17 protein-coding genes are annotated in these 12731 nt (G+C 63.7%); 7 read left to right on the plus strand and 10 right to left on the minus strand.

From position 1 onward, the window contains the following. Positions 1-62: 62 nt before the first annotated feature. Positions 63-386, plus strand: coding sequence for a thioredoxin (gene trxA, locus EJ073_RS19075; RefSeq protein ID WP_126057124.1), 324 nt, complete (start codon positions 63-65; stop codon positions 384-386). Positions 387-518: 132 nt separating this feature from the next. Further along, on the plus strand, positions 519-800 hold the full coding sequence (locus tag EJ073_RS19080) for a cupin domain-containing protein (protein ID WP_126057125.1): 282 nt from the start codon (positions 519-521) through the stop codon (positions 798-800). A 21-nt stretch (positions 801-821) separates the two neighbouring features. On the opposite strand, the gene EJ073_RS19085 is transcribed toward EJ073_RS19080, so the two are convergent. The 6 genes from EJ073_RS19085 to EJ073_RS19110 all read right to left on the minus strand — a co-directional run bounded on the left by EJ073_RS19085 (position 822) and on the right by EJ073_RS19110 (position 6460). Further along, positions 822-1241 (minus strand): VOC family protein, encoded by a 420-nt coding sequence (locus EJ073_RS19085; RefSeq protein ID WP_126057126.1) that lies wholly within the window; start codon positions 1239-1241, stop codon positions 822-824. A 56-nt stretch (positions 1242-1297) separates the two neighbouring features. After that, positions 1298-2623 carry a folylpolyglutamate synthase/dihydrofolate synthase family protein gene (locus EJ073_RS19090; protein WP_126057127.1) on the minus strand — a complete coding sequence of 442 codons (1326 nt, stop codon included), beginning with the start codon at positions 2621-2623 and terminating at the stop codon, positions 1298-1300. A 122-nt stretch (positions 2624-2745) separates the two neighbouring features. Next, positions 2746-3672, minus strand: a complete 927-nt coding sequence (gene accD, locus EJ073_RS19095; RefSeq protein WP_126057128.1) for an acetyl-CoA carboxylase, carboxyltransferase subunit beta — start codon at positions 3670-3672, stop codon at positions 2746-2748. A gap of 39 nt (positions 3673-3711) precedes the next feature. Then, positions 3712-4551, minus strand: coding sequence for a tryptophan synthase subunit alpha (gene trpA, locus EJ073_RS19100; protein ID WP_126057129.1), 840 nt, complete (start codon positions 4549-4551; stop codon positions 3712-3714). A gap of 2 nt (positions 4552-4553) precedes the next feature. Further along, positions 4554-5774, minus strand: coding sequence for a tryptophan synthase subunit beta (gene trpB, locus EJ073_RS19105; protein ID WP_126057130.1), 1221 nt, complete (start codon positions 5772-5774; stop codon positions 4554-4556). A gap of 26 nt (positions 5775-5800) precedes the next feature. Further along, complete coding sequence (locus tag EJ073_RS19110) at positions 5801-6460, minus strand: phosphoribosylanthranilate isomerase (protein ID WP_126057131.1); 660 nt, start codon at positions 6458-6460, stop codon at positions 5801-5803. Between the two features lie 111 nt (positions 6461-6571). Here EJ073_RS19110 and EJ073_RS19115 point away from each other — a divergent pair, with 111 nt between their 5' ends. Next, the gene (locus tag EJ073_RS19115; protein WP_126057132.1) at positions 6572-6790 is read left to right on the plus strand and encodes a hypothetical protein; all 219 of its coding nucleotides are present in this window, start codon (positions 6572-6574) and stop codon (positions 6788-6790) included. Between the two features lie 27 nt (positions 6791-6817). On the opposite strand, the gene EJ073_RS19120 is transcribed toward EJ073_RS19115, so the two are convergent. The 4 genes from EJ073_RS19120 to EJ073_RS19135 all read right to left on the minus strand — a co-directional run bounded on the left by EJ073_RS19120 (position 6818) and on the right by EJ073_RS19135 (position 10182). Next, positions 6818-7576: a M48 family metallopeptidase gene (locus EJ073_RS19120; protein WP_126057133.1), complete on the minus strand. Its 759-nt coding sequence runs from the start codon at positions 7574-7576 to the stop codon at positions 6818-6820. Positions 7577-7675: 99 nt separating this feature from the next. Then, positions 7676-8149, minus strand: coding sequence for a DUF2852 domain-containing protein (locus EJ073_RS19125; protein WP_126057134.1), 474 nt, complete (start codon positions 8147-8149; stop codon positions 7676-7678). 75 nt (positions 8150-8224) lie between these two features. Next, entirely contained in the window at positions 8225-9409 is a 1185-nt protein-coding gene (locus tag EJ073_RS19130; protein WP_126057135.1) for a benzoate/H(+) symporter BenE family transporter, read from the minus strand. Positions 9410-9411: 2 nt separating this feature from the next. Next, positions 9412-10182 (minus strand): alpha/beta hydrolase, encoded by a 771-nt coding sequence (locus EJ073_RS19135; RefSeq protein WP_126057136.1) that lies wholly within the window; start codon positions 10180-10182, stop codon positions 9412-9414. A gap of 219 nt (positions 10183-10401) precedes the next feature. Here EJ073_RS19135 and infC point away from each other — a divergent pair, with 219 nt between their 5' ends. The 4 genes from infC (at position 10402) to rplT (ending at position 12678) form a co-directional block, all read left to right on the plus strand. Further along, the gene (gene infC, locus EJ073_RS19140) at positions 10402-10938 is read left to right on the plus strand and encodes a translation initiation factor IF-3 (protein WP_126057137.1); all 537 of its coding nucleotides are present in this window, start codon (positions 10402-10404) and stop codon (positions 10936-10938) included. Positions 10939-11146: 208 nt separating this feature from the next. Next, positions 11147-11797: an isoprenylcysteine carboxylmethyltransferase family protein gene (locus EJ073_RS19145; RefSeq protein ID WP_126057138.1), complete on the plus strand. Its 651-nt coding sequence runs from the start codon at positions 11147-11149 to the stop codon at positions 11795-11797. Positions 11798-12035: 238 nt separating this feature from the next. Further along, entirely contained in the window at positions 12036-12239 is a 204-nt protein-coding gene (rpmI, locus tag EJ073_RS19150; RefSeq protein ID WP_027166935.1) for a 50S ribosomal protein L35, read from the plus strand. Positions 12240-12276: 37 nt separating this feature from the next. Beyond that, positions 12277-12678: a 50S ribosomal protein L20 gene (gene rplT / locus EJ073_RS19155; protein ID WP_042637600.1), complete on the plus strand. Its 402-nt coding sequence runs from the start codon at positions 12277-12279 to the stop codon at positions 12676-12678. Positions 12679-12731 lie beyond the last annotated feature (53 nt).

A 12731-nucleotide genomic window follows, 5' to 3' on the forward strand; every position in this document is an offset into this window, starting at 1 on the left:
TTGAATTAGATCTCTGTCACCACCACATTTGGTGCAACCCGAGTTCTTGAAAGGATTTCCGCATGACCACCGTCAAGGTCGACAAGAGCAATTTCCAGGCCGATGTGCTCAACGCCAAGGAGCCGGTCGTGGTGGATTTCTGGGCCGAATGGTGCGGCCCCTGCAAGATGATCGCTCCGGCGCTGGAAGACATCGCCAAGGAGCTTGGCTCGAAGGTGAAGATCGCCAAGCTCAATATCGACGAGAATCCCGAGCTTGCCGCGCAGTTCGGCGTGCGCTCGATCCCGACGCTGATGATCTTCAAGGGCGGCGAAGTGGCCGACATGAAGGTGGGCGCGGCGCCGAAGACCGCGCTGTCGCACTGGATCAACGGCAGCCTCGCGTGAGCCAATCGAGAAGTTTGCAGGACAAGCCCGGCCATCGCGCCGGGCTTTTTCTTTGGCGCCATCCCTCAGCGCCCTCTGGCCCTCGCGCGCGCTGCCTCCATGTCTTCTGCTTGGGACGGACAGGAGAACATCATGACCGGAACAGCCAAGGCCACCGTCTTCATCGACAATGAGCGCGTCATCGTCACCGAATATCGCTTCCAGCCCGGCGACAATACCGGCTGGCACCGTCATGGCCATGACTATGTCATCGTGCCGCTGATGGACGGAAAGGTGAAGCTGCTGACCAAGGACGGCGAATCCTTCGCCGAGATGAAGAAGGGAGCGCCCTATTTCCGCAAGGAAGGCGTCGAGCACGACGTCATCAGCGACAATGACAGCGAGTACGCCTTCATCGAGATCGAACTGAAGTAGTCCGCAGACAGCGTGCGGCAGTCACCAGTCGGCGATGCGGTCGCCGCCGGTGAATTGCGCGCTCTTTCCGGTGTATTCGAACAGCTCGATCTTCACGCCGTTGGGATCGCGGATCCAGGCCTGAAAGGTGTCGTCGCAGGCATGCTTCTTCGACGTGACCTCGACGCCCTTCGACCTGATATGAGCGATCGCGGCGTCGATATCCTCCACTTCGAGGCAGAAGTGGTTGATCTGGTTCTGGTCGCTGTAGCTGGCCTCGCCTTTCTGGAACACCTCGACATGGCTGCGGCCGCCGCAATTGAGGTAGAAGCCGAAGACCTTGCCGTCGCGCAGGAAATTGAACTGGGTGTCCATGCCGAGGACGTCGCGGTAGAAGCCTCGCGTCGCTTCCAGCTCATGCGCGAAGATGCAGACGTGGGCGAGTTGCTTGACCTTGATCACGACGGGCTCCTTGCGCTGGTCAGATAGGACGCCCCATGCTTGCGAGAAATCCGACGTCAGGTGGGCGGCGTGCCATTTTCGGCCAGCACCGCGCCGGCAAGGTAAAGCGAGCCGCCGATCAGGATGCGCGGCGGCGGACCGTCCCAGGTATCGCGCAGTAGCATCAACGCGCTGGCAACTGAACTGACGGGCTCGGCTGACAGGCCGGCCTCGCCGGCGCGCAGCGCCAGCTCGTCATTGGGCACGCCAGCGTCGCTGAGGCTCACCGGCACCGTATAGACGTGCCGGGCGAGGCCCTTGAAGGCCCGGAAATAGCCGCTCTGGTCCTTGGTGTTGATCATGCCGGAGATCAGAAACAGCGGCCGCGGGTGCTTCTCTTCCTGCTCGGCCAGCGCTTCGGCGATAACAAGGCCGGCGCCGGGATTGTGGCCGCCGTCGAGCCAGATATCGGCGCCCTTCGGCGCCAGCTCCGTCAGTCGGCCCTGGGTCAGCTTCTGCATGCGACCGGGCCAGGCGACGCTGCCCATCGCCTTTTCGGTGGCGCGGTGGCTGATCTCGAAGCCCGCCGCCTTGATCGCGGCAATCGCCGCTGCCGCGTTGGCGAACTGGTGGCGTCCGGGCAGGCGCGGCGGCGGCAGGTCCATCAGGCCGTCCTCGTCCTGGTAGACCATGCGCCCATTTTCCTCGAAAGCGAGGAAATCCTGGCCGTAGACGAAGGTCGGGCAGTCGAGCCGCTCGGCGGTGTCGATCAGCACCTGCAGCGCCGTCTCGCTTTCCTGCGCGCCGATGACGACCGGGCAGCCGGGCTTGATGATGCCGGCCTTCTCGGCGGCGATCAGTTCGACCCGGTCGCCGAGATAGGCTTCATGGTCCATCGACACCGGCATGATCACCGACACCGCCGGCCTGGCGATGACATTGGTGGCGTCGAAGCGGCCGCCAAGGCCGACCTCGATGATTGCGGCTTCGGCCGGATGCTCCGCGAACAGCAGGAAGGTGACGGCGGTGAGGATTTCGAAGACCGTGATCTTCTGGCCTTCATTGGCGGCCGCAACGCGGGCGATGGCTTCGGCAAAGACCTGATCATCGACCAGCCTGCCGCCGCCTTCGGCGGCGAGACGGTAGCGCTCGTGCCAGTTCACCAGATGCGGCGACGTGTGCACGTGAACGAGATGACCGGCCGCTTCGAGCAGCGCCCGCGAGAAGGCGGCGCAGGAACCCTTGCCGTTGGTGCCGGCAATGTGGATTGCCGGCGGGATCAACTCCTGCGGATTGCCGAGACGTTCGAGCAGCCGCGTGATGCGGTCGAGCGAAAGGTCGAAGCCCTTCGGGTGAAGCGCCATCAGGCTTTCGATTTCGCGGTCGGCGGCAAGCGTTGTCATGGACGAATCCTAGCGCATGACCCCGAAACCGGAAATCGGTTTCGGAAAGGATCATGCGCAAATCAAAAAGCTACAGCACCGGACGGTGCGCGCAATCGCGCCTCGCGGCGTTCAGTGTCGCGTCACGCCTGCGGTCGCGCTTCCGGCTGGGCGAGCGCCGGCGGCAGGATCTCGGGCTCGAGCGGCTTGTCTGCCTGCGGCATCTTGAGCAGCATCTTCAGAAGCCGCGCGATGGTCTGGCGCATCTCCAGCCTCGACACCACCATGTCGACCATGCCGTGCTCCATCAGATATTCGGAGCGCTGGAAGCCGTCGGGCAGTTTTTCGCGGATGGTCTGCTCGATGACGCGCGGCCCGGCGAAGCCGATCAGCGCACCGGGCTCGGCGATGTGGACGTCGCCCAGCATGGCATAGGAGGCGGTGACGCCGCCGGTCGTCGGGTTGGTCAGCACGACGATATAGGGCAGGCCGGCTTCCTTCAGTCGGTCGACGCCGACCGTGGTGCGCGGCAATTGCATCAGTGAAAGGATGCCTTCCTGCATGCGGGCGCCGCCGGAGGCCGCGAACAGGATCAGCGGCCGCCTGCGCTGCAGGGCAACCTCGAACGCATGGACGATGGCGTCGCCGGCGGCCATGCCGAGCGAGCCGCCCATGAAGGCGAAGTCCTGCACGGTCACCACCACCGGCAGGCCTTCGATGCTGCCCAGCGCATTGACGATCGCATCCTCCAGCCCGGTCTTGGCCTTGGCGTCCTTCAGCCGGTCGGTGTAGCGCTTCTCGTCGCGGAATTTCAGCGGGTCCTGCACGACCTTGGGATTTTCCAGCGTCTCGTATTTGCCGTCGTCGAAGAAATACTTCAGCCGCTCCTTGGCCGAGATCTTCATGTGATGGCCGGAGGACGGGATGACGAACTGGTTGGATTCGAGATCCTTATGGAACACCATCTCGCCGGTCTCGGGATCCTTGATCCAGAGATTCTCGGGCATGTCGGTGCGCCGGCCGAGCATCGAATTGATCTTCGGGCGAACGTAATTGGTGATCCAGTTCATCGCTTCGGCTCCCGTCCTGACGAGGAAGAGGTAGGAAAACTATTCGGCGGCGGCAAGGCGGGCCGAGCGGACGCCCTGGGCAAGGCCGCTGACCAAAGTAGCCACCGCCTCGGCCGGATCGGCGGTCTTTTCGCCCTTCGGCCCCAGCACGTTGGCGACCGCGTTGACGATGGCGGTGCCGACGACGACGCCGTCGGCCGAGGCGCCGATGGTGCGCGCCTGCTCGGCGGTCTTGACGCCGAAGCCGACGCAGACCGGCAGCTCGGTGTGACCCTTGATGCGCTTGACCGCCGCCGCCACCTTGGCGGTGTCGGCGAGCGCGGAGCCGGTGATGCCGGTCATCGAGACGTAATAGACGAAGCCGGAGGTGTTCTCCAACACCTTGGGCAGGCGCCTGTCGTCGGTGGTCGGCGTCGCCAGGCGGATGAAGTTGATGCCGGCTTTCAGCGCCGGGATGCAGAGTTCCTCGTCCATTTCCGGCGGCAGGTCGACGACGATCAGCCCGTCGATGCCGCTCGCCTTGGCGTCGGTGAGGAAGCGCTCGACGCCGTAGATGTAGATCGGGTTGTAGTAGCCCATCAGCACGATCGGCGTCTCATTGTCGCTCGCGCGGAATTCCGACGCCATCCTCAGCGTCTTGACCAGCGTCTGGCCGCCCTTGAGGGCTCTCAGGCCCGCCGCCTGGATGGCCGGACCGTCGGCCATTGGATCGGAAAACGGCATGCCGAGCTCGATGACGTCGCTGCCTGCTCCGGGCAGCGCCTTCATGATGGCGAGGGAAGTGTCGTAGTCGGGGTCGCCGCCCATGAAATAGGTGACGAGCGCCGGGCGGCCCTCGGCTTTCAACTTGGCCATGCGGCGGTCGATGCGGGTCGTCATGTTCAGATCTCCATGCCCAGCATGTTGGCCACCGTGTGCACGTCCTTGTCGCCGCGGCCGGACAGGTTGACGATGACGATCTGGTCCTTGTCCATGGCCGGCACAATCTTCATCGCATGGGCGATGGCATGGGCCGATTCCAACGCCGGGATGATGCCTTCGACGCGCGTCGTCAGTTGGAAGGCTTCCAACGCCTCGTCGTCGAGGATCGGCACATATTCGACGCGGCCAGAGTCGCGCAGCCAGGAATGCTCCGGCCCGACGCCCGGATAGTCGAGACCGGCCGAGATCGAATGGCCGTCCATGATCTGGCCATCCGAATTTTGCAGAAGATAGGTGCGGTTGCCATGCAGCACGCCGGGCGCGCCGGCGTTCATCGAGGCGCAATGCTCGACGCCGTCGAGGCCGCGCCCGCCGGCCTCGATGCCGATGATGCGGACGTCCTTGTCGTCGAGGAAAGGGTGGAACAGGCCGATGGCGTTGGAGCCACCGCCGACGGCGGCGATGATCGTGTCGGGCAGCCGGCCTTCCTGTTCAAGGATCTGGGCGCGGGCTTCCGTGCCGATCACGGACTGGAAGTCGCGCACCAGCTCCGGATAGGGATGCGGGCCGGCCGCGGTGCCGATCAGGTAATAGGTGTCCTCGACATTGGTCACCCAATCACGCAGCGCCTCATTCATGGCGTCCTTCAGCGTGCCGTGGCCGGCGGTGACCGGCCGCACCTCGGCGCCGAGCAGCTTCATGCGAAAGACGTTGGGGCTCTGGCGGGCGACGTCGGTGGCGCCCATGTAGACGACGCACGGATAGCCGAAGCGCGCCGCGACTGTGGCGGAGGCAACGCCATGCTGGCCGGCGCCAGTCTCGGCAATGATGCGCTTCTTGCCCATGCGCTTGGCAAGCAGGATCTGGCCGAGGCAATTGTTGATCTTGTGCGAGCCGGTGTGGTTCAAATCCTCGCGCTTGAAATAGACCTTGGCGCCGCCGAGATGTTTCGTGAGGCCTTCGGCGAAATAGAGCTTTGACGGCCGCCCGGCATAGTAGGTCGACAGGGCGGTTAGCTCGGCCTTGAACTCCGGATCATTCTTGGCCTCGTTCCAGTGTCGTTCGAGGTCGAGGATCAGCGGCATCAGCGTCTCAGCGACGAAGCGGCCGCCGAAGATGCCGAACATGCCCTGCTCGTCGGGCCCGGTGCGGAAGGAATTGGGCATAGCCGGCTTGTTCATCGCCGATCTCCTGGTTCAAGAATTGCTCAGGCGGCGCGGTCGTCGCGCGCGGCCCTGACGGCCCGGAAAAACTGCTCGATCAGCGCCGGTTCCTTGACGCCCGGGGCGCTCTCCACCCCCGACGAAATGTCGATACCGGGCGGATTGGCTGATCTCAGGGCATCGCCGATGTTGGCGGCGTTGAGCCCACCGGAAAGCATGTAATCGACGCCGGCGTCAAGGCCGGCAAGGATATGCCAGTCGAAGGCGACGCCGTTGCCGCCCGGCAATTCGGAACCTTTCGGCGGCTTGGCGTCGAACAGGAAGCGGTCGGCGATGCCGACGAACGGTTTTATCCGCTCCAGATCGGCCCCTTCGCTGATCGACAATGCCTTCATCACCGGCAGGCCATAGCGGGCTTTCACCTCGGCCACCCGCTCGGGCGTTTCGGTGCCATGCAGCTGCAGCATATCAGGCTGCATCCTGGCGACGATCTCATCCAGGAACGCATCACCGGCGTCGACGGTCACGGCAACCGCCAGGGCCTTGCCGCGCGCCGCCTCGCGCAGACGGCCAGCGTCGGCGGGCTCGATATAGCGAGGGCTCTTGGCGAAAAAGATGAAGCCGACATGGCTGGCGCCGCCAGCCAGCGCCGCGGCCATTGCCTCGTCGGTCTTCAACCCGCAGATCTTGATGTCGAGCGCCATGGCGCGGGGATTGGCACGAAACGGCCGAAGAGTCGAGAAAAAGCATGCTGTTGCCGCCACCGCGGAAAGCACTACCTTTCAAAGAGGGACAACAGGCGGGAGCAGACAATCATGGCCGACCAGACCGTTGCCGAACTCAGGCAGAAGATCGCGCAAGCGCGCGAGGTGATCTCGCATCTGATGGACAAGGCCGCCTTCAACGGCGCCGAGGCGCACCGCGCGCTGGATTATTTCGGTGGTGACGCCTTCGACCGCAATTTCCTGCCGTGGCCACAACATGGCGCCGAGGGGTTGCGACCGGAGGAACTGAACGCGGCGAATGATGACTGAGCGGCCGGCCCAAGGCCGCCCGCAGCGTCAATCGAACACGATGGCCTGCAGGGCGCCGCCATTGCGCTTCAGCCAGTCCTTGCAGCGGTCGGTGTCGGGGCAGAGCTTTTCGCACAGTTTCCAGAATTTCGGGCCGTGGTTCATCTCTTTCAGATGCGCCACCTCATGCGCGACGAGGTAGTTTATCACCGGCGCCGGCGCCATCATGATGCGCCAGGAGAAGGATAGATTGCCTTCCGAGGTGCACGAGCCCCAGCGGCTGGAGGTGTCCTTGAAGCGGATCGCCTTGGCGCGCTTGCCGAGCGCTTCGGTGTGTTTGACCACCAGCTTCTCGATCTCGCGCTTGGCCTCGCGCTTCAGATAATCGGCGATGCGGCGCGGCAGGTGCACGCGCTCGCCATGCACGATGAGCAGCGGGCCGCGCTCGTCGCGCGAGATGGTGACGGTGCCACGCTTGGACGGATCATGGACGATGCGATGCGCCACGCCGCGCACCGGAATCTTGATGCCCGGCCGCACCTGCGGCCTTGTCGGCACCTTGGCCAGCCGCTGCTCCAGCCAATCCTGATGACGATCCAGGAATTTCTCCACCTCGCCGCGGCGCAGGCCCGGCGGCACGGTGATGCGCAGGCCCTGGCCGCCGGAATCGATGCGCAGCGTCAACCGGCGCGCCCTGTGGTTCTCGACGATCTTGAGCGGCAGCGTGCGACCGGCGACTTTATGCTCGCGCTCGACGACAGGCGCTGGCTTGGGTTTCGTCAGATTGCGGAAGAACCCGATGGTCATGGCAGAACGATACGCGATTCGAGGAAAACGGATAGAACAAAAAAGAAACGGCGCCGCTCGCGCGACGCCGCCTATCGTGCCGAGACCTGTCGCGGGGTCTCAGTCGTCAAGCAGGTTCGAGCCCTTGCCGCGCTTCGAAGTCGTCGACCCGGTGGTCGTCGTCGGAGCGGTCGGCTTGTTGCGCTGAGCCATGAAACGGTCAAACTCGTCCTGGTCCTTGGCGCGGCGCAGCTCGCGGGCATATTCATCGAACTCCGTCAGCATCTCGTCAAGCTTGCGGCGTTCCTCGGCCAGGCGGTCGAGCTCCTTCTCGCGCCAGTCGTCGAAGGCGACGTTGCCGGTGCGCGACGAGCCGTGGCCCCAGCGCGCGGCCTTGTCGGAGCCGCGGCGGCAGCCGGCGAAGATGCCGTCGGTAGCGCGGTTCACGTCACGCTTGAAGCCGTCGAGCCGGTCGCCCCAGATGATGTAGGCGAGCATGGCGAAGCCGAGCGGCCAGAACACCATGAAGCCGATCACCATCAGTGCGATGGTCGCCGGCGTCCAGGCCGGACGGATCAATGCAGTTGTGTTCATTTTCTCCCAGTCCTTCCGTTGGAGACAGCCAATTCCGGCTGCGTGGAATCGAAATGGGAAGGGCAAAACAGCGATTCAAGACGAGCGCACCCAAAAGCGGACAAGAGGCTGAAATGATTGTCTCATTTTGAGTTCTTCGAGGAAAAGCACAACCATGCCGGCGACCAGGCCCCAAAATGCCGCGCCAACGCCGAACAGCGTCAGGCCCGAAGCGGTGACGGCGAAGGTGACGATCGCGGCCATGCGGTGGCCCTCGTCCTTGAGCGCGATCGAAAGCGCATTGGTCAGCGGCGCGATCAGCGCAAGACCCGCCACCAGCACGATCAGGCTCTGCGGCAATACTGCGAAGATCGCCACCAGCGAGGCGCCGAAGACGGCGAAGACGAAATAGGCGAGTGCGTAGAAAGGCCCGGTCTTCCAGCGTTCGGCGGGGTCGGGATGGACGTCCGGCCCGGTGCAGATCGCCGCCGAAATGGCCGCCAGGTTGGAGGTGGCGCCGCCAAATGGCGCCGACAGCAGGGAAAAGAAGCCGGTAACGCCGATCAGCGGGCCGGGCTCGGGATGATAGCCGGCGGCTCTGAGCACGGCGAGGCCGGAGAGGTTCTGCGAAGCCATGGTGACAAGGTAGAGCGGCAGCGCGAGCCCGATGATGGCGCTCGCCGTGAAATGCGGCGCGATCAGCGTCAGCGTCGACAGTTCCGGCACCGGCAGGCCGCCGACACGGCCGGTCAGGAAGGCGGCCAGCCCGCCGCCGATCAGCACCGCCAGCACCGACAGCGCCGGGTTGAACAGCCGGATGACGAAGAAGGCCGCGATCAGCGGCAGGATCAGCCAGGGGTCGCCGGGAATGGCCTTGAAGGCATTGGTGGCGAAGCCGACGAGGATGCCGGCCAGCATGCCGGAAGCAACGGACGGCGGAATCCTGGCAATCAGCTGGGTCAGCGGCTTGAACAGGCCGGTGGCGACCAAAAGGACGGCAGTTACGATGAAGGCGCCGACCGCCTCGCCCACGGAAAAGCCGCTCGATGCCGCGACCAGCGCCAGACCGGGCGTCGACCAGGCGGTGATAATGGGCATCTTCGTGCGCCAGGACAGCCACAGGCACTCGACGGCCATCGCCAGGCAGATCGCCGTCACCCCGCTCGCGGTTTCGGTCTGGGTCGCGCCGACCGCCTTGGCGGCGGCGATGACGACGGCCAGCGTGCCGCCGAAACCGATGATCGCCGCAACGAAAGCGGATATCGGAATGGAGATGCGCATGCTCACGGGCCTCGCTGCACCACATCGCCCACCACCCGCACCAGCATGTCGAGATCCTGCGGCCGTGACAGGCGGTGGTCGCCGTCAGGAATGAGCGAAAGCGTCACGTCGTCGGCCGGCAGGAGCGCCGCGAGCTTCAGCGCATGGCTGGACGGCACTTCCGGATCGGCGAGGCCCTGCAGGATGTGCACCGGGCAATGGGTATCGATCGGCCCGTCCATCACCAGGTTCCGCCTGCCGTCCTCGATCAGAGCACGGGTGTAGATATAGGGCTCGGCCGAATAGTCCGACGGTTCGGCGAAGAACCCTTTCTCGGACAGATCGTGTTTCTGCGCCTCGGTCAGCACCGGCTCGATCAACTCGGCGGTAAAATCCGGCGCCGGCGCCAAAAGCACCAGGCCGGCGACGTTGGCGTCACCCGTCTTGCGCAGCTCCTGCACCATGCGCAGCGCAATCCAGGCGCCCATCGAGGAGCCGACCAGGATCTGGCTGCCCTGCGTGAAACGGCGAAACACAGCAAGGCTTTCGGCCAGCCATTTCGAGATGGTGCCGTCGGCGAAGGCGCCGCCGGACTCGCCATGTCCGGAATAATCGTGGCGCAAGAAGGCCCGGCCATCTTTTGCCGCCCATCCGGCCAGCGTCTCGGCCTTGGTGCCCAGCATGTCCGATTTGTAGCCGCCGAGCCAGACGATGCCGGGCGCGGCACCTTGCGCCTGCCTGACGGCGATGCTGGTTCCCTCGACATCCAGATACACGGGAGCGTTGGCGGTCATGGCTGGCGGTAGGTCCTGTTCCTCACGCCGGTCTTTTGGCACGGCGGGGCGTTCGACGAAAAGTGCTCAGTAACTTTCTTTGCTTGGTGCAGGCGCGGGATCAGGTGATTTCTTGAGAAGCCTGTGCTATTGACTTGCGCCGCGCGCTCACCACATTGGCGCGTCCCGACGATCCGAACTTTTGAACCCTGAACGAAACGGCCCAAGGAGACCACGACCATTCGCAGACCTTTCAAAGCAGCGGCGCCCACCAAGGATGGGCCGCGCTCCAACCGTGACATCCGGGTTCCCCGGGTCCAGCTTATCGACGCCGAAGGCCAGAACCGTGGCGAAGTTTCCATCAACGACGCATTGCTGCTCGCCGAAGAAGCCGGGCTCGACCTCGTCGAGATATCGCCCAACGCACAGCCGCCCGTCGTAAAAATCCTCGATCTCGGCAAGCTGAAATACGCCAACCAGAAGAAGGCGGCCGAGGCGCGCAAGAACCAGAAGGTCATCGAGATCAAGGAGATCAAGATGCGCCCGAACATCGACAGCCATGACTACGAGACCAAGATGAAGGCGGTGCGCCGCTTCTTCGAGGAAGGCGACAAGGTCAAGCTTACGCTGCGCTTCCGCGGCCGCGAGATGGCGCATATGGAACTCGGCATGCAGCTTCTGAACAAGGTCCGCGAGGAGGTGGCGCCGATCGCCAAGGTCGAGGCGGAACCAAAGCTCGAAGGCCGCCAGATGATGATGGTGCTGGCGCCCCGTTAAACGGGGCGGGCACCTTCTTCCAGTCCGATCCGTGCCGCATGACTGCCCAAGCCTTCGCTTCGATCACGGCTTCGAGAAAGCAGAATTGACCAGCCTTCACCGCAGCGTGCCCTAAAATCCGCCTGAATTGCGGAGCAGGGCGTCCCGACGATCGGCGGGGCGCCAGTTTTCAATCCGATCGCCGGCAATCTCGACGATCGGATGTATCATGGTCGATGACGTCAAATTCCCTGACACCACCCATGCAAAATATGGGTTGGGCAATTACCAGCAAATACGCAGAATGGTGATTGCGGTGCTGATCGTGGTGCTGTTCGCAGCGCTGTTGTTCGGCCAGTCGACCTTTCCGCCCGATACCTGGGTGCATGAGTCGATCGAGATGTTGGGTGTGCTGCTGATCTTCCTCGGCGTCGTCGGCCGCCTGTGGTCGACGCTCTATATCGGCGGACGCAAATCCTCCGAAGTGGTTACCGGCGGCCCCTACTCGATCACCCGCAACCCGCTCTATGTGTTCTCGACGGTCGCCGCCGCCGGCGTCGGGGCGCAGATCGGCTCGTTCACCGGGATCATCCTCTTCGCGGCCCTATGCGCCGGCGCCTTCCACATCGTCATCCTGCGCGAGGAGAAGTTCCTCAAGGAGGCGCTCGGCGCACCCTACCAGACCTATGTCGCGCGCGTGCCGCGCTTCTTTCCCAACCTCTCGCTCTACGATGAAGGCGATACCGGCAGCTTCAAGCCGCGCCTGCTGCTCACCACGCTGCTCGACGGGCTGGTGTTCCTGGTCGCCCTGCCGGCCTTCGAGCTGATTGACGGCGCGCAGCAGTCGGGTGTGCTGCCGGTGCTTTTCCGCCTTCCCTGAAGGACAGAGCGTCGCACAGCCTGAGGTGTTGCGCCCGGGCCCGCTTTGATCTATAGGACTGCCGTTCCGCGTATCGGCCCGGAAATCATCTCTGATTTACGGAACGCACGATACGCAGAGCAAAAAACAAAAACCGCCCGGCAGGGCATGCCGTGGCGGTTTCATTTGCTTTTCGGGCTTTGGTCGGCCCGAAGCGAACAAGAAGCGCGATGGTGCGCCCACAATACGGAGTAGCAAAATGCCCAAGATGAAGACCAAATCGGCCGCCAAGAAGCGGTTCAAGATTACTGCCACCGGCAAGGTGCTGTCGGCTGCCGCCGGCAAGCGCCACGGCATGATCAAGCGTTCCAACAAGTTCATTCGCGATGCCCGCGGCACGATGGTTCTGGCTGAACCGGACGGCAAGAAGGTCATCAAGAATTTTCTGCCGAACGGCCTCTGAGCATTCGGCCTGGACAACGTTTTAAGGAGATCATGACATGGCACGCGTAAAGAGAGGCGTCACCGCTCACGCCAAGCACAAGAAGGTCCTGAAAGCCGCCAAGGGTTTCTACGGCCGCCGGAAGAACACCATCCGCATCGCCAAGCAGGCGGTGGAAAAGTCGCTGCAGTACGCCTATCGTGACCGCAAGAACCGCAAGCGTTCGTTCCGCGCGCTGTGGATCCAGCGCATCAACGCCGCGACCCACGAGCACGGCCTGACCTATGGCCGCTTCATCGACGGCCTCAACAAGGCCGGCATCGAGATCGACCGCAAGGTCCTGTCGGACATGGCCATCCACGAGCCGCAGGCTTTCGCCGCGCTGGTGGCCAAGGCCAAGGTCGCGCTCGAATACCTCAAGAACACCACGCCGAACGCTTTTGAAAGCGCTGTAGCCTAACCAGCGCCTTCCCAAGCTTATTCGACACTTGATTTGGGAAACCCGCGCTGGCA

It is taken from the genome of Mesorhizobium sp. M4B.F.Ca.ET.058.02.1.1 (assembly GCF_003952505.1).
GTDB lineage: Bacteria > Pseudomonadota > Alphaproteobacteria > Rhizobiales > Rhizobiaceae > Mesorhizobium.